This is a genomic window from Dyella sp. GSA-30 (assembly GCF_027924605.1).
GTDB lineage: Bacteria > Pseudomonadota > Gammaproteobacteria > Xanthomonadales > Rhodanobacteraceae > GSA-30.
Genome location: NZ_AP027042.1, coordinates 2,315,431 through 2,338,995 on the forward strand (window position 1 = coordinate 2,315,431; position 23,565 = coordinate 2,338,995).

Genomic DNA, 23,565 nt, shown 5'->3' on the forward strand with positions numbered 1-23,565 from the left:
AGCGTCTTACGTCTGAACATGTTGAAGACTCTGGACCCCGGCCTTCGCCGGGGCGACGATGAAAACCGAGTTTTTTTTGAGGCTCTACTTCAACGCCCCGAAATCGTTGCCGGCCGCTTGAAATCGCTATGCGGCTTCCACTGCGGGTAGCTCGTTTCCATCGAGAGCTTGTCGCCGACCGTGTAGAGCATGCGCAAATCTTCTATCGCGCCATGCATATCGAAGCTCTGCTCGCCGGCATCGGCGGTTCGCTGTGCCGACGAACTGGCGTAAAGCACGGGAATGCCCGCATTGGCGAAATTGATCTGATCGGAGCGGAAGAAAAAACCGCGCTCGGGCGCCTGGTCGGGCGTCACGCTGCGGTGATGCATCTTTGCCGCCGCTTCCAGGTAATCATCGAGCTGCGACTGGCCGTAGCCGATCAGCGCGATGGTGCGGTCGGGGCCTGCGATCGGCAACGTGTCCAGATTGATGGCCGCGACGGTCTGCTGCAGCGGAATCGGCGGGTGCTCGATATAAAAGCGCGAACCCAGCATGCCCGAATCGCCCATCGCAGTGGCAAGGAACAACACGCTGCGATGCGGCTTGGGTGCGCTGTGCACGAATGCTTCGGCAATCTCCAGCATGCCGGCCATACCCGAGCTGCTGTCGACCATACGGCGGATCGGATTGCCGTCGTGACTGATCTTGTCCCAATGCGCGGAATAGACGATCGCCTCATTGGGCTGACGCGTCCCGGTCAGCCTGCCGACGATGTTGGACGTGTGTTTCTGCACGATGTCGCTATCGATGGTGATGCTGGCTTGCAGCTTCATCGGTATGGCTTTGAAACCGCGTTGCGATGCTTGTTGACGCAGTGTCGCGAAGTCCAGTCCGGCCTGGGCAAAAAGGGCTTGTGCAGCCGCGGTGCTCAACCAGCCGGCGATGGGCAGGCGCGCCTCGTTCTCGCGTTGCGGCAGGCTGCGTTGCGGCCGCTTCCAGCCATTCTGGATAGCGTTCCAGGACGATCCGGTGGCCGCCTGGTCGTAAACGATAAAGGCTGCCTTGGCGCCTTGCCTGGCAGCTTCTTCCAGCTTGTAGGCCCAGAGGCCGTAGTGGGTAAAGTTGCGGCCTTTGAAGAAATTGGGATCCTGGCCGCTCCAACCAGGATCGTTGCTGAGCACGATCACGGTCTTGCCACGTACATCGATGCCGGCGTAGTCGTTCCATTGTTGATCGGGCGCATCGACACCGTAACCCACGAAGACCAGCGGCGATTGCGCCAATGTGACATGCGCGAGGTTGGCCGGCGAGCTGGCAAGCATATCGGTGCCGTAGGCGAGACGTGTCGTGCCGTTGGGGCCTTCAAGACTCAGCTGCGTATCTTGCGGCGCGTGCAGGGATGCTTCGAGATAAGGCACGTCCTGCAGCCAACTGCCGTTATTGCCCGGCTCCAGACCCATGCGCTGAAATTGTGCGACAACATAATCGACGACCTGTTGATTGTCGTCGCCATGGCCATTGCGTTCGGCGAGTGCACGAAGGTGCTGGGCGAGGTCGGGTGCGACGATACCCGGAGAGAAGAGTGCCTCCGATGATGACGTGGCAGCCTTCTCGTTGTTCGGATGATGATGGCAACCGCAGACCAACAATGCGGTCATGATGGCTACTGATAAACGGCGCATGCGCGCCTCTCCTCATTGTCCCCAGCAGACAATGTAGCGAGGTCGGGATTGGCTGAAAACGCGCAAGATCATGCGACTATTCCAGTGATTTTCGCCATGCCTCATCTTGCAACGCAGCAGAAAGTTACGCGCAAGCTATCGTGCATCATGTGCCCGGTTCGACGTGCGCCGTCAGCATATAACCGACATGACGCACCGTGCGGATCAGCTGCGGGCGCGTGGAATGGTTGTCCAGATGCCGTCGTAGTCGACTGATGCTCATGTCTATCGCACGGTCGCTTGGCAAGTAGTTCTTCTGAAAAATATGTTCGACCAGATACTCGCGGCTGACTTCGCAATTGGCGTGATCGAGCAGGGCGCACAACACCTGGTGATCGGTTCGGCCCAGGGCGATGGCCTGGCCTCGTGGCGAGATCAGTCGGGCTCGCCGCCGGTCGAGCTGCCAGCCGTCGAAGCTCAACAGGCCGAGATTGTCGGCGCCATCGTTCTGCGCCTGCATGCGGCGCAGCAGCGCCCTGATCCTGGCCAGCAGCTGGCGCGGGTCGACGGGCTTGGCGACGTAGTCGTCTGCGCCCGTTTCCAATGTAGTGATGCGCTCGGCAGGCGCATCGAGCGCTCCCAGCACGATCACCGCAGGGTGGCCATGCGCTTGCAGGCGGCGGCACAGGGCAAGGCCGTCTTCGCCAGGGAGCGTCATGTCCAGCACGATCAAGGTGGGCTGTGAGCGGGCTATCAATTGCCACATGGCGGCGGCGTCCCGGGCCGTATCGACCTGGTAGCCCGCCTGGGCCAGATGGTCGCTGAGCATCGAGCGGACGTCGGGGTCATCGTCCACCACCAGGATGCGTTGCGGTTGCGTCATGAATTAAGCCCTGGATGGGAAGTAAAGATGAATGCGTGGCGTTGATGCCACTTTCTCGTGCCAAGGTTCATGAACGGTGGTGACCCGCCAAAGCTGCGGCACGATGCCGCGACATGACGGGAGGGGCGGCAACCGTTAGTCTTGGCTGGCTGATTTGAATGGATTTTTCGCATGCCGCTGGACCTCCCCCCCGTTACCCGTAACCTGCTGATCGCCAATATCGCGGTCTATCTGCTGCAGCAGTTCATGGGAACGGCCCTGTTGCTCTATTTCGCGCTCTGGCCGCTAGGGCCGGACCGGATCGGCGACGACTTCTCGGTGGGTTTTCGTCCGTGGCAGCTAATCAGTTACGCCTTCATGCACGGCGACATCAAGCACTTGTTGTTCAACATGCTTGCGCTGTTCATGTTTGGCGGCACCATTGAGCGCACTTTTGGTGGTCGCGACTACACGATTTATTACTTCGTCTGCTTGATCGTGGCGGCGTTGGCGCAACTCTTGGTCATGTATTGGTTTCCCACCGGCTTTTATCCGACGGTCGGTGCAAGCGGCGCGATTTTCGGCTTGCTACTCGCATTCGGCCTGATGTATCCGCATGAGAAAATCATGCTCTTCCTGTTGCCGATACCGATGCCGGCTTGGCTATTCGTCACGGGTTACGCCGCAATCGAATTGTTTTTCGGCGTCACCGGTACACAATCGGGCGTGGCCCACTTCGCGCATCTGGGCGGCATGGTGGGCGGCTACCTGCTCATTCAGTACTGGCGCGGCAAATTTCCGATCAAACCCAAGCGTCGTTTGATGCGCTGACCCCTGCTGGATTTTTCATGAGCAACCATCTTCAGCGCAGGCTGCGGCCGCGTCATATCGCCTTCATGGCCTTGGGTATGGCGATTGGCGCGGGCCTGTTCCTCGGTTCGGCCAGCGCCATCAACCTGGCCGGTCCATCGGTCTTGTTCGCCTACATGATCGGCGGCGTGATGATCTTCATCATCATGCGCGCGCTGGGCGAAATGGCCGTGCACGATCCGGTGGCCGGTTCGTTCGGCACCTATGCGCATCGGTATCTGGGCCCGTTTGCCGGCTATCTCACCGGCTGGAACTACTGGATCCTGATGGTCGGCGTAGGCATTGCCGAAAGCACGGCCGTGGGCATCTACATGAAGCCGTGGTTTCCCGATCTGCCGCAGTGGATCTGGGTATTGGGCTCGGTCGTCATGATCGGCGGCCTGAACCTGATGACGGTGAGGGTCTACGGCGAGCTCGAATTCTGGTTCACCGCGATCAAGGTCGTGACCGTGATCCTGATGATCGCCGGTGGCGCCACCATGATCTGGCTGGGCTGGGGTAATGGCGGCAAGCCGGTGGGCCTGGGGAATCTCTGGCAACACGGCGGCTGGTTCCCGCATGGGATCACCGGCATGGTGCTGGCGCTACCCGTGGTGGTGTTCGCCTTCGGCGGCATCGAAACCATCGGTATGGCCGCAGCCGAAGCCGCCGAACCGCAACGCACGATTCCGCGCGCGGTCAATTCGGTGCTGTGGCGCATTCTGATTTTTTACATCGGCGCGCTGTTCGTGATCATGGCGCTGTACCCGTGGAATCAGCTGGGTACCACCGGCAGTCCGTTCGTTACCACGTTCGCGAAGCTGGGCATCCCGCAAGCCGCCGGTCTGATCAATTTCGTGGTGATCACGGCAGCACTATCGGGCTTCAACAGCACCACATTCAGCGCCAGCCGCATGCTGCAAAGCCTGTCGAGCAAGCGTCAGGCACCGCAATGGTTGGCGCATGTAGGCGACCATGGCGTACCGGTGCGTAGCATCCTGGTGACACTCGTCTGCCTGATCCTTGGCGTGCTGCTCAATTTCCTGCTGCCCGAACGCATCTTCGCCATGATGATGTCGATCCTCGCCTTCAACACCGTATGGACATGGTCGATGGTGCTGATCGCGCATTTCAGCTTTCGGCGCAAGCAAGTCACGCCCACCGCATTCCCGTTGCGTCTATGGCCGTTAAGCAGCGTGGTGTGCCTGGCCTTCTTCGCCTTCGTGGTGTTCATGCTCGGCTACAGCCCTGATACGCGCGTTGCGCTGTATGTGGGTGTCGCGTGGGTGTTGTTGCTGTCGGTGGCTTATGTCGGGCTAGGCGTGAAGGCACGAATGACGATGGAGCAGTAACAGCGCGCGAGCTTTAAGTCCTCATCGCCACGACGCTTCGCGCACAAATCCGGCGTACCTCAGAAGCGCCAGAAGTGTCCCCTGACGATTCGAGTAGACGGCACGAACGGTTTTATCTCTCAATGCTGCTCAGAGCCTTGGCTCTAAAGGCCATTCTCTCTTTGGTTACTTTCTCTTTGGGCCAGCAAAGAGAAAGTGACTCGGACGCCGGCAGGCGTTCGAAACGCCCGCTGCGTAAGCGGCCAGGTCGTCCGAACACCCAGGCAAGAACCAAACACTGACGCCACTGGGTTCCGGCCTACGCCGGAATGACGAAGTAGGAAAGCCTGTCGGAACATGAAAGACGCTGGGTCCCGGCCTTCGCCGGGACGACGAGAGTGAGAGGGTGAGGTAGAACCGAGCGCTCAGCGCAGCGCCAGGAAATCCGCACTGACCACAAACCTGACCGCATCCAACCGCAGCCGCGACAACGGCAACGCCGCCAGCAACGCACTGCGTTCCTCCGACACCGCGGCAATCTCCGCCTCGCTGATCGACGGATTCACCGCCCGCAGCGACAGCAGTCGCGAAAGATCGGCATCCAGCGTATCGGTAGCCAACGCAACGGCATCGTCGATCAGCGCCTGCCCCCGTTGTCCGGCGACAACCTCCGCCTTCTCCAGCATCGGCGGTACAAGCTTGGTGAGAAACTTGCGATAGCGCGCCACTTCGATATTGCGATCCGCTGCCTTGCGCAGCGCGATATCGCTGGGCTCGAAATCCGCACGCTCGGCCAGGCGTGTATCGATCGTCACGACGATCGGTGACGTCGGCAGGAAACGCTCCGGATCGAGCTTGCGATCGGCGACGCATTCGAGCAGGAACACGGCCTGCAGCAGCGCACTGCGTGGCGGCAATACATCGTCCACCATGAAGGCGGCATTGCCTTGCTCGCCGGACAGCGCCAGATCGAGCGCAGCGGCAACCATCGGATGATCGAAACGCAACAACGGCAATTCTTCACGTGCCAGGGCAACGTCGCGATCGAAGGTTACCGATTGCGGGCCTTCGGCAAAGCCGGGCAGGGCATCGGTGGAAAGGTACTGAGGATCGAGCAACACCACCTTCGAGCCCAGGTCTTCGGCGTGGATGCCGTACTGTTCGAGCAGGCGCTGCACGAAAGCATCGCGAGCCGGATCGTTGTCTTCGCGGGTAAAGGCCGAATGCAGGTCGTCGGCATGCGGATCGCGACTGGAGGCCAGCTCCAGCAAATGATCGCGGCCGGCGCGGATCAACTCGGCCATTTCTTCATGGCTGGCGCGCGTTTCGGCGATCAGCGCATCCAGTTCCTGATCACGGCCGTCGCTTCCGCGCGCATGTTCGTCGGCCAGTCTTGCCAGCGACTCGCCATAGCGGCGCAACAGCTCGCGTCCATCAGAAGGGCTGGAACGGAATGCATCGATACCCTGGTCGTACCAGCGTGCCAGCACGTGCTGCGCACTGTCGGTCACGGCCAGGATGTGGATGCTGATGTCGTGTTTCTGACCGATACGGTCGAGACGACCGATACGTTGCTCGAGCAGGTCGGGATCGAGCGGCAAGTCCCACAGCACTAGACGGTGCGCGAACTGGAAGTTGCGGCCTTCCGAGCCGATTTCCGAGCACAGCAATAGACGCGCGCCATCGGGTTGCGCGAAATACGCGGCATTGCGATCGCGCTGCACGATCCCCAGGCCCTCGTGGAAACGAGCCACGCCGACACCGCTCTTGGTGCGCAGCGCTTCTTCCAGTGCAAGCACCTTGGCCTGACTGCGGCAGATCAGCAGGAACTTGTCCTGTGCATGTTCCTGCAGCAGTTCGACCAAAGCGTCCACACGCGGATCGTTGGCGTAATCGAGCTCCAGCACCGGCGACGGTTGCTGAATATCGGCATGGAATTCGGCCAGCAGCATCTGGCGCGTATTGTCGTCCACGTTGTCTGCATCGAGCAGATGCCATACCGGCAGGCGTTTGGGAAAACCACCAATACCGGCGCGGCGATTGCGGAACATCGAGCGGCCGGTGCCGTGGCGATCGATCAGCGCCGCGAGAATTTCGCGGGCGTTTTCCGGCTTGGTCGTATCGGCCAGGCGAGCGGTCAGCGCTTCGTCGTTGCGGAAGGCGTCGGCAAGCATGGCGCGTTGTTCGGCGTCGAGCGATTCGCCGTCGAGCAAGGCATCGGTCATGCGCGACAAATTCTGAAAACTGTCGGCTTCGGCAAGATAGCCGTCGAGGTCGTGGTAGCGCTGCGGATCGAGCAGGCGCAGACGCGCGAAATGACCGCTGCGTCCCAGTTGTTCCGGTGTCGCAGTGAGCAGGATGACGCCGGGCGTTACCGCAGCAAGCTTTTCCACCAGCGTATAGCGCGGGCTGGCGGTATCGGGCGACCATGCCAGATGGTGGGCTTCGTCGACCACCAGCAAATCCCATGGCGCTTGCAGCAACTGCTCCGCACGCTTGGGCGACTGCTCGAGAAAACTGAAGTCGGCGATGACGAGCTGTTCGTCCTCGAACGGATTGCTGGTGCTATCGGATTGCTCCAGTGCCTCGCAACGCTCCTCGTCGTAGATGGCGAAGCTGAGGTTGAAGCGGCGAAACAGTTCGACGAACCATTGATAGACCAGCGTGTCGGGCAGCAGGATCAGCACGCGCTGCGCACGGCCGGTGGCCAGCTGGCGGGCCAGGATCATGCCCGCTTCGATGGTCTTGCCCAGGCCAACCTCGTCGGCAAGCAGGATGCGCGGCGGCCGGCGCGATGCGGCGATGCCCGCCACGCGCAGCTGATGCGGCACCAGGCCGATGCGTGCCGCGCCCAGGCCCCAGGAGGGCGAGCGGCGCGCCGCAGCGCGGCGGCGCAGACCTTCCAGGCGCAGCTCGAATTGCGAAATCGGATCGGTGCGGCCGCCGACCAGGCGGTCGTCGGCCTGGCTGACGCTCTGCTCGTCGTCAAGCTGACCTTCGTGCAGTTCGCGACCTTCGCCGCGATAGATCAGCAGCTCTTCCTTGATCTCCACGCGCTCGACCAGGAAGGCGATGCCTTTGCCCGCGACACGCTGGCCGGCGCGAAACTCCGCGCGGACCAGTGGCGCCGAATCGACCGCATAGGGGCGAAGTACACCTGCTTTGGCGAAAAGGACCTGTACGCCGCGTCCTTCGACGCGCAGTACGGTACCGAGGCCGAGCTCGGGCTCGGCAGTGGAAATCCAACGTTGACCGGGGACAAACATCAAGGGGAGGGCTACCGACCTGCAAGGGTCGTCGATTATCCGCTGATGGGAGCCGGGTGGGAACCCGAACGTCCAGCTTGGCCTTTTTAGCTCTCAGCCCATTGCCGGAGCAGGTTGTGATAGATCCCGGTCAACTGGATCACTGCGGCGGCATCCGCCCCGGTGTGGGTAAGGGTCTGGATCGAGGTGTCCAGCTCGAACAGCATGCGCCGCCTGGCGTCGTCGCGGATCAGGCTCTGCACCCAGAAAAATGCCGCCACGCGTGCGCCGCGGGTCACCGGCAGCACGCGATGCAGGCTGCTGGAGGGGTAGACGATCAGATCGCCGGCCGGGAGCTTGATCTCGTGTTCGCCATAGGTGTCGCTGACGATCAGCTCGCCGCCGTCGTACGTCTCCGGATCGGCCAGGAACAGCGTGCAGGAGATATCGCTGCGGAGCTGCTCGCCGTTGGGCAGCGCCATGACTGCGCCATCGACGTGAAAACCATACTCACCACCGCCCTCGTAGCGGTTGAAGCGCGGAGGCAGGGTACGCAGCGGAAGTGTGGCGGCGTGGTAGAGCGGGTTTGACGCCAGCGCCTTGAGTACTTCGCGGGCCAGTTCTTCACGTAGCGGCGAGGTATCGGGCAGCTGCAGGTTGCGTTTGACCTTGGCGCCTTGCGCGCCGACGGTTTCGCGCCCGTCGGTCCAGTCGGCCGCATCCAGGCGCTGGCGGATATGCGCCACCTGGTCGGCAGTGAGGACGTCGGGGATGTGTAGCAGCATGGGGTTATCTTGGGGCAATCGAGACGTTGCGAGAAGCCCACAAAAGTTCGTCATCCCGGCCTGCGCCGGGATGACGAGTAGGGGGCGCTACTGCGATCTCCTCAGAACCGAATATTCGCTGTCAACATCGCCGAACGCGGCGAACCCGGGGTGTAGCGGTAGCCGCTCTTGTTGATCGCCGCGACGTAGTTCTTGTCGAACAGGTTGTAGAGATTCAACTGCAGGTCGAAGTGCTTGGTCACCGGATACATCGCCACCGCATCGAACACCCAGTACGAGCTGACGAAAGCGGGCGTGCCGACTGCAGCGTCGGTGCCGCGCTTCAACTCGCCGTTGTAGCGCGCGCCGCCGCCGATGCTCAGTCCGAACGGCAAGTGGTAGGTGGTCCAGGCCGTGAAGGCGCTCTTGGGCGTATAGGCCAGATCGTCGGTGCCGTCCTGGGACACGTTGGTGCCGTTGACCACCTTGGCGTTCATGGTGGTGAAACCGGCAGTCACTGCCCAGTTGTCGGTGATCTTGCCGACTGCGCTCAGTTCGATGCCTTCCACGCGCTTCTTGCCGATCTGGTAGTACAGCAGGTCGACCGGATCCTGCACGAGGTCGTTGGTGACCACGGTGCGGTAGATCGCGCCGGTCAGCAGCAGCTTGCTGTCGGCCACTTCCCACTTGGTGCCCACCTCGACGGTGTGCGCGCGCTGCGGATCGAAGTTGGGATTGTCGGCGCTGTTGACCGAGCTGCTGAGCGTCAGCGTGCTGCCACCCGGCGGCTGCTCCGACACGGCGTAGTTGAAGTAGATGCTGCCGTTAGGCGCCGGCTTGTACAGCACGCCGACCTTCCAGTTCGGCAGGTTGCCGCTCTTTTTGGCATCCAGGCCGGGGACCACCGAGCCGGTCGGCAGCTTGCCGCAAACCGGACCGTTCTTGGCACCGCAGGCGACCATGCTGGAGAAGTCGGTGTTGTAGTGATCCAGGCGCACGCCGCCATTCACTTCCCACGCCGTACCGAACTTCAGCGTGTCGAATACATAGGCCGAAGCCGTGTCGGTCTGGCCGTTGGTGTACGCACCGTTACGACCATAGATCAAACCGGTGACATTCTCGTTCGGGTCGTACAGATTGGCCGCGGGCCAGGTCGTGCCATTGAGCGGCACGATGCCGATGGTGGTGGCTTTCTCCTGGGTCAGCTCAATGCCGGTGCTCAGGTTGTGCGTGATCGCGCCGGTCTCGAAGTTGGCCGTGATGTTGGCCTGATCGGTGATGATGCGATTGCTCTGGTGCTTGAAGGTCGGCAGGCTGCGCGTGATCGTCCAGGTGGACGGATCGTTGATATTGGGCGTGGCCAGCGTGGTGGCCGACAACTGATACGAAGTCAGCAGGTAGTCTTCGGTGGTGCGGCCCCAGCGCAGCGTGTTGTGCAGGACCACGTCCGGGTTGAAGTCGTGGTCGAGGCGCACGGTGAACATGTCCGCCTTGACGTGATCGTGGTCGGCGGTCGTGCCGTAGAAATTCGACGGGTCGACCGGGCGTGCATTGCCCAGCTGCGGGCGCAGCGGATCGGGCGTGCTGAAACCGGGCAGGCCGATCGTCGGCACGCCGCCGTCGGGCACATTGGCCTGCTTCACATGCAGAAAGTCGACATACACACGCGTCGGCGAGCCCAGGCCGAAGGCGAAGGTCGGCGCGACACCCCAGCGGTTGTTCTGGATCGCGTCGCGACCTGGCACGCCGCTGTCCTGGGCCATGACGTTGAGGCGGAAGGCGGAGGTATCGCCGGTGACCTGGTTCCAGTCGGCGGTGACGCGTCGACGGTTGGCACTGCCATACGACAACGAGGCCGAGGTGGCGTTGTCCAGTTCCGGCTGCTTGCTGACCAGGTTGACCGCGCCGGTCGGCGCTGTGCGGCCGTTGTCGGTGCCGGCCGGGCCCTTGGTGACTTCGACCTGTTCGATGTTGAACACATCGCGCGAGATCGTGCCGAGGTCGCGCACGCCATCGACAAAGATGCTGCTCGAGGTATCGAAGCCGCGCATGTAGATGCCGTCGCCGGTCGTCGTGCTGCCGTTCTCGCCGACGAAATACGTACCCACGCCCGGGCTGTTGCGCAGCGCTTCGGTCAGCGTGCTGGCGCCTTGCTCCTGAATCAGCTCCTTGCTGATGACCTGGATGGTCTGCGTGGTATCGAGCAGCGGCTGGGTGAATTTGGGCGAAGAAACCTTGTCGACCTTGTAGTTGCTGGTGGTCGAGGCGTCGACCTGCAGGCCCGGCAGGTTCTTGGTGGTCTTGGTATCCGTGGGCACCGTGGTATCGACATCGGTGGCAGCGACGGACGAGGCGAATGCAAGTCCGGTCAGCAGGCTCGCCGTGGTCGCCATGCTCAGGACGGTGTGGGGCAGACGACGGGCGACAGGGTGCTTGCGGCTATGGATGTGGGCCATGATTTCTTCGCTGAAATAAAAACGAGCGGATCGACGGCCGGGCCGGCAAATCGTTGCGGCTGACCTGGCGATCCATGAGTTCGGGCGGCGGCCAGGTGAACTCCCAATGTTCTGGACGCCAATGATTCAGCGAATGTTATTTTTAATGAGAATGATTTGCAATACTAAAGATGAGGCGGCGAGCGGCGCGGCCTTACTCCTGTTCTGACTCCTGACCAAAAAAAGCCCCGCATCGCTGCGGGGCTTTTTATCGATCAGGACGAAGACTGGCTTACCAGATCTTCACCTGCTTATCGCCCGAACGGACCATGGCATCGCCCGGCTTGCACTGGAACGCCGATGCGAAGGCTTCCATGTTCGACGGGGCGCCGATCGCACGCAGCGAGGACGGTGCATGCGGATCGGTGTTGAGATACAGGACGGCCTGCTTCTCACGTACGCTGCCGCGCCACACGCGAGCCCAGTTCAGGAAGAAGCGCTGGTCCGGGGTGTAGCCGTCGACCTTCTGGGCTGCATCGTCCGGATGGGCCTTCAGCGCTGCCTGCAGTGCGTCATAGGCCACATTCAGGCCGCCCAGGTCGGCGATGTTCTCGCCCAGGGTCAGCTTGCCGTTGACGTGCAGATCGGGCTTGTCCTTGAGCGGGGCGTAGTCGTTGAACTGCTGCACCAGCTTGTCGGTACGGGCCTCGAACTTGGCCTTGTCGTCCTTGGTCCACCAGTCCTTGTTGTTGCCGTCGCCGTCGAACTGGGCACCTTCGTCGTCGAAGCCATGGCTGGCTTCGTGACCGATCACCGCGCCGATACCGCCGTAGTTGATCGCATCGTCGGCGCTGGCATCGAAGAACGGCGGCTGCAGGATCGCGGCCGGGAAGTTGATCGTGTTGTCGGTCGGGTTGTAGTACGCATTGACCGTCTGCGGGGTCATGCCCCAATCCTTGCGGTCGGTCGGCTTGCCGATCTTGGCGATGTCGTAGTCGTAGTTGAACTTGGCCGCGGCCTGCGCGTTGGCGTAGTAGTTATCCGGGGTGATCTTCAGGTCGGCCCAATCGCGCCAATGATCCGGATAGCCGATCTTCGGCAGGAAGGTGTTCCACTTGGCGATCGCCTTTTCTTTGGTCTCGGCGCTCATCCAGTCGAGGTTCTCGATGCGGGCCTTCAACGCGTTACGCACGTTGGTGACCAGCTCTTCGGCGCGCTGCTTGGCTTCGGGCTTGAACACCTTGTTCACGTAGAGCTGGCCCAGCGCTTCGCCCATTTCGCCGTTGACGGCGCCCAGGACGCGCTTCCAGCGCGGCTTCTGCTTCGGCTGGCCGGCGAGGGTCTGGCCGTAGAAACCGAACTTGGTGTCCTGGAAATCCTGCGACAGGTAGTTCGCTGAATCGTCGATCGCATGGAAGCGCAGGTAAGCCTGCCACTGGGCGATCGGTGCGGTGGCGAGCAGCTTGTCGAACTCGGCGAAGAACTTCGGCTGCGACAGCGAGAAGCCCTTCTCGACCTTCACGCCCTGGTCGGAGAAGAAGGTGTCCCAGTTGAAATGCGGGGTCACCTTGTTCGCTTCCTTGACGGTCACGAAGTGGTACTGGTTCTTCGGGTCACGCTCTTCGACCGGTGCCAGCGAGGCGGCGGCCAATTGCGTTTCGAACTTCAGCACCTGGTCGGCCTGGGCCTTGGCATCGGCTTCGGACACGCCGGTCAGCTGCAGCAGCTTGGCGATATAGGCCACGTACGCGGTGCGGATTTCGGCGTACTTCGGATCGGTGTAGTAATCCTTGGTCGGCAGACCCAGGCCCGCCTGGTTGGCGTAGCCGATCTGCATCTTGGCGTCCTGGAAATCCGGGCTCGAGCCGAAGCCGAACACGTAACCGTTGCCCTCGGCGTAGTCCTTGCTGATGAAGCTGGCGACGTCGCCGCCGTTCTTCAGTGCGGCGATCTTGTCCAGTTCCGGCTTCAACGGCTCGAAACCGGCCTTGTTGATCGCGTCTTCGTTCATGCCCGAGCGATACAGCCAGCCGATCTTCTGTTCGATCGAGCCGGCCTGGGCCTGTTCGGCACCCTTGTCGGCGGCGTCGACGATCTCGTGCTGAGTGTTGAGGCTGTTCTCGGCCAACTGGTCGAAGGCGCCCCAGCGGGTGCGGTCATCGGGGATCGGGTTGGCGGCAACCCACTTGGAATTGACGAAGCCGTTCAGGTCGTTACACGCGTTGAGATTGGTGTCCAGCTCGCTGATGTCGAAGACGCTCTTCTTGGCGCCAGCGGCGGCAGCAGCGGTGCCGGCGGCGGCCGGAGCGGCAGCGGTGGTGGACTTGGCAGGTGCGGCCTGGTCGGCTTGCTCCTGCTTGCCGCAGGCCGTCAGGGCCAGGGCAACGCTAACCGCAAAGGCGAGCGGTTTCAGAAACGGCTTGGTCATAGATGTCCCTCTAAAGTAAAACGCCCCCGCGGGCGGTCATGTCGTATCGATCAAGCCGCGCCGGGTGATCCCGGTCACGGTCATGACTCTCCAAGCTAGGTCAATAGTCATGGAGCGGACAGTGTCAAAGGTCAGGGGCCAAACGGCAACAGCAAAACGGCCCTGTACACAGGTACAGGGCCGTTTTTGATGCGGTCGGGCTACCAGATCTTGACCTGTTTATCGGCCGGGCGAACCATGGCGTCGCCCGGCTTGCACTGGAAGGCCTTGGCGAAGGCTTCCATGTTCGACGGCGGGCCGATGGTGCGCAGTGCGGCAGGCGAGTGCGGGTCGGAGTTGATCAATACGATCAACAGCTTCTCTCGCACATTGTCGCGCCACACACGTGCCCAGTTCAGAAAGAAGCGCTGGTCGGGCGTATAGCCGTCGATCGACTGGGCGGCTTCTTCCGGATGCTGCTTCAGAACGTTCTGCAGGGCATCGTAGGAAACGTTCAGGCCACCGAGATCGGCAATGTTCTCGCCCAGGGTCAGCTTGCCATTGACGTGCAGATCGGGCTTGTCCTTGAGCGGGGTGTAGTCGTTGAATTGCTGCACCAGCTTGGCGGTGCGCGCCTCGAACTGCGCGCGATCCTGTTTGGTCCACCAGTTCTTGTTGTTGCCGTCGCCGTCGAACTGGCTGCCTTCGTCGTCGAAGCCATGGCTGGATTCGTGGCCGATCACCGCGCCGATGCCGCCGTAATTGATCGCATCGTCGGCGCTGGCGTCGAAGAACGGCGGTTGCAGGATCGCGGCGGGGAAGTTGATCGTGTTGTCCTGCGAGCTGTAGTACGCATTGACCGTCTGCGGGGTCATGCCCCAGTCCTTGCGATCGGTCGGCTTGCCGATCTTGGCCAGGTCGTAGTGATAGTTGAACTTCTGCGTGGCCAGCATGTTGCCGTAATAGTCGTCCGGCTTGATCTGAAGGCCCGACCAGTCGCGCCACTTGTCCGGATAACCGATCTTGGGCAGGAAGGTCTGCCACTTGGCGATCGCCTTGGCCTTGGTTTCGGCGCTCATCCAGTCGACGTTTTCGATGCGCGTTTTCAGCGCGTTGTGGATGTTCTCGACCAGTTCCTCGGCACGCTGTTTCGCCTCGGGCTTGAAGACCTTGGCCACGTACAACTGGCCCAGTGCTTCGCCCATGCCGCCGTTGACCGCATCGAGCGTGCGTTTCCAGCGGGGCTTCTGCTTGGGTTGCCCCGACAGCGTCTGACCATAGAACGCGAAGCGCGCATCCTGGAAATCCTGCGACAGCAGGTTGGCCGAGCCATCGATGGCGTGGAAACGCAGATACGCCTGCCACTGTGCGATCGGCGCGCTCGCCAGGAGCTTGTCGAACTCGGCGAAGAACTTCGGCTGCGACAACGAGAAGCCCTTGTCGATGGTGATGCCCTGCGCGGCAAAGAACTTGTCCCAGCTGAAATGCGGGGTGATCTTGTCGGCTTCTTTCACCGTGGCAAAGTGATACTGGTTTTTCGGATCGCGCTCGTCCACCGGCGACAGCGACGCGGCAGCCAGCGCGGTTTCGAACTTCAGCACGTCGTTGGCCTGGCTTTTTGCATCGGCTTCGCTCACGCCGGTCAACTGCAGCAGCTTGGCAATGTAGGCAACGTAGGCCGCGCGAATATCGGCGTACTTGGGATCGCTGTAGTAATCCTTGGTCGGCAGGGTCAAGCCACCTTCATTGGCGTAGCCGATCTGGATCTTCGCGTTCTGGAAATCCGGGCCCGGGCCGAAGTTGAAGACGTAGCTGTCGCCTTCGTTGTAACGCTGGGCGATAAAGTCGGCGACATCGCCGCCGTTCTTGAGCGCGGCGATCTGGTCGAGCTCGGGTTTCAACGGCGCGGCGCCGGCTTTGTTGATCGTCGCCTCGTCCATGCCTGAGCGATACAGCCAACCGATCTTCTGTTCGATCGATCCGGCCTGCGCGCTGTCCGCGCTCTTGTTCATCGCATCGACGATGTCGTGCTGGGTCGCGAGGCTGTTTTCTTCCAGCTCGGAGAAGGCGCCCCAACTGGAGAAGTCGTCGGGAATCGGGTGCGCAGCGGCCCATTTCGCGTTGACGAAGCCGTTGAAGTCCTGGCAGGCGCTGATGTTCGGATCGAGTTCGCTGATATCGAACGGATTCTTTTTCACCACCGGTGCGGCGGCTGTCGTCGTGGCCGTGGCCGGCACGGAAGCGTTGGTGGCCGGTTTGGCCGGCGCCGTCGCCTGTTCGGATTGGCCGCAGGCGCTCAACATCAAGGTGGCGCCGATCGCCAGGCAAAGCGGCTTAAGGTACGGCTTGTTCATTGATTTCCCCTGTCATGAAGCCCGAACGGGTAGCCCGCACGGTGCGGCGAGATGTTATTAAGTAACGAAAATTAGGCGGAAGCGCAGGCGCGGGTGAGTGTCGGAAGTCAGGGTAGGGTGCGCAAGAAATTGCGACACAAACGGGCGTATGGACGTCCGAATGCATGTCTTGCCGCTGTTACTGGCGTGTCATCTGTGCTGTCTAAGCTGCGGGAGTTTCGTGCGTAGGGGGCGTGCGCAAACCCACCCATCCGGAGACTCACAGCCATGCGCAATCGTCTTGCCGCTTGCCTAGCCGCCTGCATCCTTACCGCGTCCGCCGCCTCGTTCGGGCAGTCGCAACAAACCGTCGATGCTTCGCTGCACCGCGGCCCCCAGGCACCGAAGACCGCCACCCCGATCAAACATCTCGTGGTGATCTTCCAGGAGAACGTTTCCTTCGATCATTACTTCGGCAGCTATCCCCTCGCCGCCAACGGCAAGGGCGAGCCGACGTTCTATGCGAAGCCTTTCACGCCCGACGTCAACGGCTTCACCGCGAAGCTGCTGACCAAGAATCCGAACAAGCTCAATAGCGAAAACGGCGACGGTGCGATCAACCCGTTCCGCCTGAGCCGCGCCCAGGCCGCCACGGCCGACCAGGACCACGACTACGCTGCCGAACAGCTCGCCTTCGACGGCGGCAAGATGGACCTGTTCCCGAAGAACACCGGTTCGGGCGAAACCCTGCCGGGCGGTTCGGCCGCCGAAAACGGCGTCGGCCAGGTGATGGGCTACTACGACGGCAACACCGTCACCGCCTACTGGAACTACGCCCAGAACTTCGCCATGAGCGACAACAGCTATGGCACCACGTTCGGTCCGTCGACGCCCGGCGCGATCAATCTGATTTCCGGCCAGACCAACGGTATCAGTCAGACCCTCAACGGCACCGGTGCCGAGGTCGACGATGGTCACGGTGGGTTGACCCTGATCAGCGACGCCGATCCGATCGACGATGTGTGTTCGTCGCCCAGCGGCAACCAGGTGCAGTTCACCGGCAAGAACGTCGGCGATCTGCTCAACGACAAGAACATCACCTGGGGCTTCTTCGAAGGCGGCTTCGATCTGACCAAGACCAATGCCGACGGTAGCACCGGTTGCGGGCGTCATAGTCACTCGGACGTGACCAACACCACCAAGGCCGACTACATCCCGCATCACCAGCCGTTCCAGTACTACACCTCCACTGCCAACCCGACCCACGCGCGTCCCAGCTCGGTCGCCAAGATCGGCAGCACCGACCAGGCCAATCATCAGTACGACATCGATGATTTCTACGCTGCGGTGGACAACGGCAACATGCCGTCGGTGAGCTTCCTCAAGGCGCCGGGTTTCCAGGACGGTCATGCTGGGTACTCCGATCCGCTGGACGAGCAGCAGTTCGTCGTGCACGTGATCAACTTCCTGCAGCAGCACGACGAATGGAACGACACCGCGGTGGTCATCGCCTATGACGACTCCGACGGCTGGTACGACCACCAGGCTGCGCCGCGCGTCAATGCGTCCAGCACCAGCGACGATGCGCTCGATGGCGCCGGCGCCTGCAACGCTCGCGATACGCTGCCGGGCGTTGCCCAGGGCAACGGTCATGCACAGGGCCGCTGTGGTTACGGCCCGCGCCTGCCGCTGCTGGTGGTCTCGCCGTGGGCTCGCCAGAACTTTGTCGACCACAACGTGAGCGACCAGAGTTCGATCACCCGCTTCATCGAAGACAACTGGCTGGGCAGCAAGCGCCTGGGCGGCGGTTCGTTCGATGCGATCGCCGGCAAGATCGACAGCATGTTCGATTTCCACCAGCCGTTCATTTTTGAGCGTAAGCTGATCCTGGACGAACAGACCGGTCAGCCGAAGAAGCCGTGGTGGTGGCCGTTCTCGTTCAATGCACCCGAAGCATGGAATCATCGCTCGCACCACACCACCAAGCTGGGTTGATGCATGGCCGAATGCAGTAACGGAATTCATACGACAGGGAAAGCCGCGTCTTGGATCTGACGCGGCGTCGATTGCTCAAGTGGACCGCGTTCGGCCTGACGGCCGGCGCGGTTCCTGCACGCCTGCTGGCGCACTCGATGAGCATGCCGGCGGGAAAGATGACCGGCAGTGCACTGTGCAAGCACGCGGCGACCGAGCCGGTGACCTTGCCGCCCATGCTCGACCCGACCCGGCTCAAGGCGTTCGTCGATCCGCTGCCGATTCCCTCAGTAATGCGCGCGACCCATGGCGAGACGCTGAAAATCGCCATGCGCGAAACCGAACAGCGCCTGCATCGCGATCTCAAGCCGACGCGTGTGTGGACCTATGGTGGCTGCATGCCTGGTCCGACGCTGGAAATGACCAGCGGCCAGCGGCTGCGCGTGGAGTTTCCCAACGATCTTCCGGGCAAGCATTTTCTGCCGATCGACCACAATATTCATGGCGCCGAGAAAGATCAGCCCGAAGTGCGTGCCATCGTGCATTTGCATGGCGGACGTACGCCGACATCCAGCGACGGTTATCCGGACGACTGGTATGTGCCGGGCAAGTCGCGCGTCTATGAGTATCCGAACAAGCAGGATGCGGCGACGCTGTGGTATCACGACCACGCGATGGGCATTAACCGGCTCAACATCTACGCAGGCATGTTCGGTCTGGCGCTGCTGCGCGACAAGCACGAAGCATCATTGAACCTGCCGCAGGGCGAGCAGGAAATTCCGCTGGTGCTGTGCGACCGCCTGCTCACTCAGGATGCCCAGCTTTATTACCCGGTCTCCGGTCAGCTCGATGCACCGTGGGTGCCCGAAGTGTTCGGCAATGCCGTGCTGGTCAACGGCGCTTTGTTGCCCTATCTCGATGTGCAGCCGCGTCGTTATCGCTTTCGCGTGCTCAATACCGCGAATGGGCGCTTCTTTCATTTGAGTTTGCGCGGTCGCCGTCCGTTTCTGCAGATCGGCAGCGATCAGGGACTGCTCGCCGCACCGGTCACGCAGACGAACCTGTTGTTGGCACCGGGCGAGCGGGTTGATCTGGTGATCGATTTTGCCGAGCTTGCCGGCCAGAGCATCGAGCTGATGAACGACGCATTGCCGGTCATGCAGTTTCATATCCGTAGCGGAAAGGCGAACGACACCAGTCAGGTACCGGCCAAGCTGCGCGATGTTCCGCGCACGGCCGAATCATCGGCAGTGAAGACGCGGCTGCTCACCCTGGACGAGTACGCCGATTGCGTTGCCGAGCCGATGCTGATGTTGCTCGACGGCAAGCGTTGGCATGAACCGGTGACGGAACGGCCGAAGCTTGGCAGCACGGAAATCTGGAGCTTCGTGAATCTCACTGAAGATACGCATCCGATTCATTTGCATCTGGTGCGGTTTCAGGTGCTCGATCGGCGGCCCTTCGATATCAATACCTGGATGGATTCCAAGACCGTTCGCTACAAGGGGCCGGCGCAAGTGCCGCCGGCGCACGAGCAAGGCTGGAAGGATGTGGTGCAGGTTTATCCAGGGATGGTGACGCGCATTATTGCGACGTTCGATGGGTATGCCGGGCGGTATGCGTGGCATTGTCATCTGCTTGAGCATGAGGCCAATGAGATGATGCGGCCGTTTGAGGTGGTTGCTGGGTAGGTCGTTGCTTCAGTCCCACAACATCGTCATCCCGGCGTAGGCCGGGATCCAGTGGCTTCGGTGGTAGGTTGTCGCTGGAGCGTGCATCGCTCTGGCTTGGCGTTCGTGCCAGAAAGTCGCCTGCGGCGTGTTTCGCCCGCCTGCCGGCGGCCGAGTTACTTTCTTTGCTTGTCCAAAGAAAGTAACCCAAGAAAGGACACCCCTAGTCCGCCGTCCCTCCGCGCCTTCGGCGCTCCAGGACCGTGAGGTTTGGCCGGGCTTTAGGACGGGACATCCGTGTCCCGTCCTAAAGGCATCGACGTCCTGTCGATGCCCCCTTCGGGGCCTGATCGTCCAAACCTCACTCGGCTCTCGAGGGGGCCCGAAGAGCTGACGGCTCGCTGCGCATCGCTTGTCGAGAGCAAAGCTGCGCTGTGGTGATGTTCTCGCGAGCACCCGGCCCCCTCACCCCAGCCCTCTCCCCCGACAAAGCCAGGGGAGAGGGAGCAGGTAGCGAGAAGACGCAACACTGAGGTTCCCTCAGTCAGTCCCCTCTCCCCTGGCTCCGCCGGGGGAGAGGGCTAGGGTGAGGGGGAACGCTTTAAGTCCTCACTGCCACGACGCCTCGCGCACAAATCCGGCGCACCTCAGAAGCGCCAGAAGTGTCCCCTGACGAGTCGAGTAGGCGGCACGAACGGTTTTATCTCCCAATGCTGCTCAGAGTCTTGGCTCTAAAGGCCATTCTCTCTTTGGTTACTTTCTCTTTGGGCCAGCAAAGAGAAAGTGACTCGCTCGCCGGCAGGCGAGTGAAACGCCCGCTGCGTAAGCGGCCAGGTCGCCAAAGCACCCAGGCAAGAACCAAACACTGACGCCACTGGGTTCCGGCCTACGCCGGAATGACAAAGTAGGAGAGGCTGCGTTGCGTAAGCGGCCAGGTCGCCCAAACACAACAAGGCCACCAAGAAACCAAATCAATCCCCCCGAGAATTCCACCGCCGCAACGCCCGCGTCTCCCTCTCAAACCCAAGCACACTCACCGTAGCCGTATCCAACAACAAGTGCGAACCCGTCAAAGCAAGCCCATTCATCCAACATCCTCCAAGCACCCGCAAAAAGTGCCCATGCGAAAACAACGCAACACGCCCCCGCATGGCCAACAACCGCTGGATCAAGGCATTCGCTCGCAGCTGAATCTGTTCAATGCTCTCGCCTTCGGGCACCGGCGAATTCCACACCGTCCACCCCGGCACGGTTGCGCGTATCTCCGTCGTAGTACGACCTTCATAGATGCCGTAGTTCCACTCGCTGAGATCGGGTTCGACCCGCGAGCCAACCCCAAGTCCCGCCTCACGACACGTCTCGATCGCCCGCGACATCGGACTGGTCAGCACGACATCGAACGATTGCTTCGCCAATAACGGCGCAAGCGAACGAGCCTGCTCGCGACCATGTTCGGTCAGCGGAACATTGGTGCGACCCGTATGTTGCCCCGACAGACTCCACTCGGTTTCGCCATGACGGATCAGCCAGATCTCCAGCGTGGGATGTTCATTCAATGCGGTGATGTTCATGCGATACCTAGTGCTGTAGCGTGCGGAGCAATTCGTTGGTTTGCGCGGAGTCCAGGCGAAGTACCGGATACGCACCCACCTCCTGCGTGGTGTACCAGGGCGAGCGCTGGTAGAAGAAACTCAGGCGCGCATTGCTGTCCTTGGCGAAGGCGGGATCGTCCTTGAGCTTCTGTTCGAACTGCGCTTTCAACGTTGGATCCTTGCTCATCATGTCGCGCGCCAACTTCTCCAGGACGCGCGACTCGCCATACTCCTTCTGCTCGAAGATGGCATTGAGATAACCCCAGCGCAGCAACGAATCAGGTGCCTGCGGTTCAAGCAGCTCGATCGCAACGTTCGCCGTACGCTGGTCCATCGGCACGATCACCGAGCCGGGCGGCAGTTCGACTTTGCGCGTCATGGGCGTCATCGTAAAGTCGCGCAGCATCAGGTGATCTTCGAACGGCTTGCTGGCCCACTGTGGATGGTCGATCTGATAACTGCCGGCAGTCACGTCCTGCGCAATTTTCAGGCGGCGGTAGGCGATGCCATGTGCGTCGAGCTTCTCGATGATTTGCGTCCATTGCGCAGGTATGACGTACGCCGCGGGTGGGTCGATCGAGATATCCGGCAACAGGCCGTTTCGGTTGTCGATGATGTATGTCTGTGGCTTGCTCGGGTCGTACTGGATCCAGTTCGTGTCCGATACATCGCTATGCGTGGTCGAGAAGGCATAGCCCTTCAGCTGGAACGGTTCGGCGCTGGGGTCGGGCTTGAACGTCAATGGCACGGACGCCTTGGCGTCGCTGGCGCGTGCAATGATCTGTTCGTCGGCGTGCTTGTTCACGGCCAATAATGACTTCGGATCGCGGCCGATATTTTCCAGCAGCAGTTCGACCAGGTCGTAGGTGCCGCGCACGCGTACTTCGTATGGCTTGAGCATATGCGTTTCGATCAACAGCGCAGGTCGATTCTGCAGGGCCACATAGCCGGTGGAAAAACGCGGCCCGGAACCGAAGTTCTCGATGCCCTTGCGCGGGTCGCGGCCGTCGACGAGCTCGAGATAGATCGACGCAAGATGTTCGCGTTTTTCGTAAGCAGGTATCGCCTGGTCGACCATCAGATGCCGTTGCCATTTCGCCACGCCAGGATCGAGCTTGTGCGGGTCTTCGGTGTACCAGGTCAGGTCGTATTGGTAATCGGCGCCATCGGTGGTGTGCACGTCGACGAAGAAGTCAGGCAGCCATTGCTGCCAGAGTTTCAGCCACGCCTGTATTTCGGGTGCATCGGCCTTGACATAGTCGCGATTGAGATTCAGGTACTGCGACTGACCGCGAAAGCCCATGCTGTTCGGGCCGTTCTGATTGATGCGGTTGTACGGACTGGCATGCTCATGGCCGTCGACGCTGAAGACGGGAATGTAGATGAGCACGACATGATCGAGCAGATGCGGCAGCTTGCCGGTCACGGCGAAGTCGCGCAGCAACATGAGCCCCGCATCCTTACCTTCGATTTCGCCAGGGTGAATGCCCGCCTGCACCAATACGATGGGCTTGCCCGTGCGGCGCGCGGCATCCGGCGTAAACGTGCCGTCGCCGCTGGCGACCACGGCCATCATCGGACGGTCTTGCGGTGTCGTGCCGAAACGTACGAGTTTCAGTTTGTCCGGCGCCGCGGCGACGAGTCGCTCCAGGTAGCCAAGTGTCGTGGCGTAGTCGGGCGTGGTGCGGAAATGAGCGGCTTCGGCTGGCGTGGTCCAGTCGGTCGCATGGGTGATTGGAGCAAGTCCCAGCAGGCTGAGCAAGGCAAGTTGATGCAGCTTCATTCGCGGTTCTCTGACAGGGCAGGTGAAGCGGGCAGGGTATCGGGTGCCACCGCGCCGCCGGAAATGATGAAAGCCATGGCCTGGTCCATGGTCCAGTCGGTCGGTGTCAATTCGTCGACCGGAACCAGCTCCAGATAGCCGCCCGTGGGATTGGGCGTCGTCGGAATATAGACGGCGGCCATCTCGCGGCCGCTGCCCTCTTCGATCATCAGGCGCGTGACGAAGCCGACCACCTTCATGCCTGGGCGCGGGAAGTCGACCAGCACGACGCGCTGAAGACCCGAAGGTTTTTGCTGTAGCACCGCCATCAGCTTCTTGGTACCGCCATAGATCGTCTGCACCAGCGGAATCCGCGCCAGCAATCCGTCGAACGCCAACAGCAGGCGCTGGCCGATCACGCGGGTCGCCAGCCAACCAAGCAGGTACAACGCCAGCACGGTAATCAGCAGGGCCAATAGCGAGGTTGCCCAGGAGTTCTGCAAAGCCGCAGCCGCGTCCGGCGAGTGGGTCGACGCCGCACCCAGCAAGGCGTCAACCAGCGGCGTGCCGATGCCGGCGAGCAGACCGAACACGAACTTGAATACCGCCCAGGTCACCCAGAGCGGGATGAAAGTCAGCAGGCCGGTAATGAGATAGCGTTTTACGCGCAGGTGCGTCATGGGAATGGCCGGGGCGGA

14 protein-coding genes are annotated in these 23,565 nt (G+C 61.4%); 4 read left to right on the forward strand and 10 right to left on the reverse strand.

Annotated features, from left to right (window positions below; translation table 11 throughout):
- Nucleotides 1–89: 89 nt before the first annotated feature.
- Nucleotides 90–1,664, reverse strand: a complete 1,575-nt coding sequence (locus QMG46_RS10220; protein WP_281852404.1) for a M28 family peptidase — start codon at nucleotides 1,662–1,664, stop codon at nucleotides 90–92.
- A gap of 145 nt (nucleotides 1,665–1,809) precedes the next feature.
- Entirely contained in the window at nucleotides 1,810–2,526 is a 717-nt protein-coding gene (locus tag QMG46_RS10225) for a response regulator transcription factor (protein WP_281852405.1), read from the reverse strand.
- 171 nt (nucleotides 2,527–2,697) lie between these two features.
- Here QMG46_RS10225 and QMG46_RS10230 point away from each other — a divergent pair, with 171 nt between their 5' ends.
- Both QMG46_RS10230 and QMG46_RS10235 read left to right on the forward strand, forming a co-directional pair.
- Nucleotides 2,698–3,336: a rhomboid family intramembrane serine protease gene (locus tag QMG46_RS10230; RefSeq protein WP_281852406.1), complete on the forward strand. Its 639-nt coding sequence runs from the start codon at nucleotides 2,698–2,700 to the stop codon at nucleotides 3,334–3,336.
- 17 nt (nucleotides 3,337–3,353) lie between these two features.
- Nucleotides 3,354–4,706 (forward strand): amino acid permease, encoded by a 1,353-nt coding sequence (locus tag QMG46_RS10235; RefSeq protein ID WP_281852407.1) that lies wholly within the window; start codon nucleotides 3,354–3,356, stop codon nucleotides 4,704–4,706.
- Between the two features lie 404 nt (nucleotides 4,707–5,110).
- On the opposite strand, the gene rapA is transcribed toward QMG46_RS10235, so the two are convergent.
- From rapA to QMG46_RS10260, 5 genes are all read right to left on the reverse strand, one after another.
- On the reverse strand, nucleotides 5,111–7,951 hold the full coding sequence (gene rapA / locus QMG46_RS10240) for an RNA polymerase-associated protein RapA (RefSeq protein WP_281852864.1): 2,841 nt from the start codon (nucleotides 7,949–7,951) through the stop codon (nucleotides 5,111–5,113).
- Between the two features lie 86 nt (nucleotides 7,952–8,037).
- On the reverse strand, nucleotides 8,038–8,715 hold the full coding sequence (locus QMG46_RS10245) for a Fe2+-dependent dioxygenase (RefSeq protein WP_281852408.1): 678 nt from the start codon (nucleotides 8,713–8,715) through the stop codon (nucleotides 8,038–8,040).
- A 101-nt stretch (nucleotides 8,716–8,816) separates the two neighbouring features.
- On the reverse strand, nucleotides 8,817–11,150 hold the full coding sequence (locus QMG46_RS10250) for a catecholate siderophore receptor Fiu (RefSeq protein WP_281852409.1): 2,334 nt from the start codon (nucleotides 11,148–11,150) through the stop codon (nucleotides 8,817–8,819).
- Between the two features lie 271 nt (nucleotides 11,151–11,421).
- The gene (locus tag QMG46_RS10255; protein WP_281852410.1) at nucleotides 11,422–13,557 is read right to left on the reverse strand and encodes a M13 family metallopeptidase; all 2,136 of its coding nucleotides are present in this window, start codon (nucleotides 13,555–13,557) and stop codon (nucleotides 11,422–11,424) included.
- 200 nt (nucleotides 13,558–13,757) lie between these two features.
- Entirely contained in the window at nucleotides 13,758–15,890 is a 2,133-nt protein-coding gene (locus QMG46_RS10260; protein WP_281852411.1) for a M13 family metallopeptidase, read from the reverse strand.
- Nucleotides 15,891–16,157: 267 nt separating this feature from the next.
- On the opposite strand from QMG46_RS10260, the gene QMG46_RS10265 reads away from it, so the two are divergent.
- Together QMG46_RS10265 and QMG46_RS10270 are read left to right on the forward strand one after the other, a co-directional pair.
- Nucleotides 16,158–17,864, forward strand: a complete 1,707-nt coding sequence (locus QMG46_RS10265; RefSeq protein ID WP_281852412.1) for a phospholipase C — start codon at nucleotides 16,158–16,160, stop codon at nucleotides 17,862–17,864.
- A gap of 50 nt (nucleotides 17,865–17,914) precedes the next feature.
- Nucleotides 17,915–19,534 (forward strand): multicopper oxidase family protein, encoded by a 1,620-nt coding sequence (locus QMG46_RS10270; protein WP_281852413.1) that lies wholly within the window; start codon nucleotides 17,915–17,917, stop codon nucleotides 19,532–19,534.
- Between the two features lie 950 nt (nucleotides 19,535–20,484).
- Here the strand turns inward: QMG46_RS10270 and QMG46_RS10275 are convergent.
- Genes QMG46_RS10275 through QMG46_RS10285 form a run of 3 tightly spaced genes read right to left on the reverse strand, consistent with a single transcriptional unit; the run spans nucleotide 20,485 to nucleotide 23,547 of the window.
- The gene (locus QMG46_RS10275; protein WP_281852414.1) at nucleotides 20,485–21,084 is read right to left on the reverse strand and encodes a histidine phosphatase family protein; all 600 of its coding nucleotides are present in this window, start codon (nucleotides 21,082–21,084) and stop codon (nucleotides 20,485–20,487) included.
- A 7-nt stretch (nucleotides 21,085–21,091) separates the two neighbouring features.
- Nucleotides 21,092–22,888 (reverse strand): M14 family metallopeptidase, encoded by a 1,797-nt coding sequence (locus tag QMG46_RS10280; protein WP_281852415.1) that lies wholly within the window; start codon nucleotides 22,886–22,888, stop codon nucleotides 21,092–21,094.
- A complete protein-coding gene (locus QMG46_RS10285) occupies nucleotides 22,885–23,547 on the reverse strand; it encodes a DUF502 domain-containing protein (protein WP_281852416.1) in 663 nt (220 codons plus the stop codon). The genes QMG46_RS10280 and QMG46_RS10285 overlap by 4 nt, the downstream gene beginning before the upstream one ends.
- Between the last annotated feature and the right edge of the window lie 18 nt (nucleotides 23,548–23,565).

Excerpts from the sequence above, each read along its gene's own strand:
- QMG46_RS10260 (WP_281852411.1), bottom strand. The coding sequence starts at position 15,890 with ATGAACAAGCCGTACCTTAAGCCGCTTTGCCTGGCGATCGGCGCCACC.
- QMG46_RS10235 (WP_281852407.1), top strand. The coding sequence starts at position 3,354 with ATGAGCAACCATCTTCAGCGCAGGCTGCGGCCGCGTCATATCGCCTTC.
- QMG46_RS10285 (WP_281852416.1), bottom strand. The coding sequence starts at position 23,547 with ATGACGCACCTGCGCGTAAAACGCTATCTCATTACCGGCCTGCTGACT.
- QMG46_RS10220 (WP_281852404.1), bottom strand. The coding sequence starts at position 1,664 with ATGCGCCGTTTATCAGTAGCCATCATGACCGCATTGTTGGTCTGCGGT.
- QMG46_RS10265 (WP_281852412.1), top strand. The coding sequence starts at position 16,158 with ATGCGCAATCGTCTTGCCGCTTGCCTAGCCGCCTGCATCCTTACCGCG.
- QMG46_RS10275 (WP_281852414.1), bottom strand. The coding sequence starts at position 21,084 with ATGAACATCACCGCATTGAATGAACATCCCACGCTGGAGATCTGGCTG.
- QMG46_RS10250 (WP_281852409.1), bottom strand. The coding sequence starts at position 11,150 with ATGGCCCACATCCATAGCCGCAAGCACCCTGTCGCCCGTCGTCTGCCC.
- QMG46_RS10255 (WP_281852410.1), bottom strand. The coding sequence starts at position 13,557 with ATGACCAAGCCGTTTCTGAAACCGCTCGCCTTTGCGGTTAGCGTTGCC.
- QMG46_RS10230 (WP_281852406.1), top strand. The coding sequence starts at position 2,698 with ATGCCGCTGGACCTCCCCCCCGTTACCCGTAACCTGCTGATCGCCAAT.
- QMG46_RS10280 (WP_281852415.1), bottom strand. The coding sequence starts at position 22,888 with ATGAAGCTGCATCAACTTGCCTTGCTCAGCCTGCTGGGACTTGCTCCA.
- QMG46_RS10245 (WP_281852408.1), bottom strand. The coding sequence starts at position 8,715 with ATGCTGCTACACATCCCCGACGTCCTCACTGCCGACCAGGTGGCGCAT.
- rapA (WP_281852864.1), bottom strand. The coding sequence starts at position 7,951 with ATGTTTGTCCCCGGTCAACGTTGGATTTCCACTGCCGAGCCCGAGCTC.
- QMG46_RS10225 (WP_281852405.1), bottom strand. The coding sequence starts at position 2,526 with ATGACGCAACCGCAACGCATCCTGGTGGTGGACGATGACCCCGACGTC.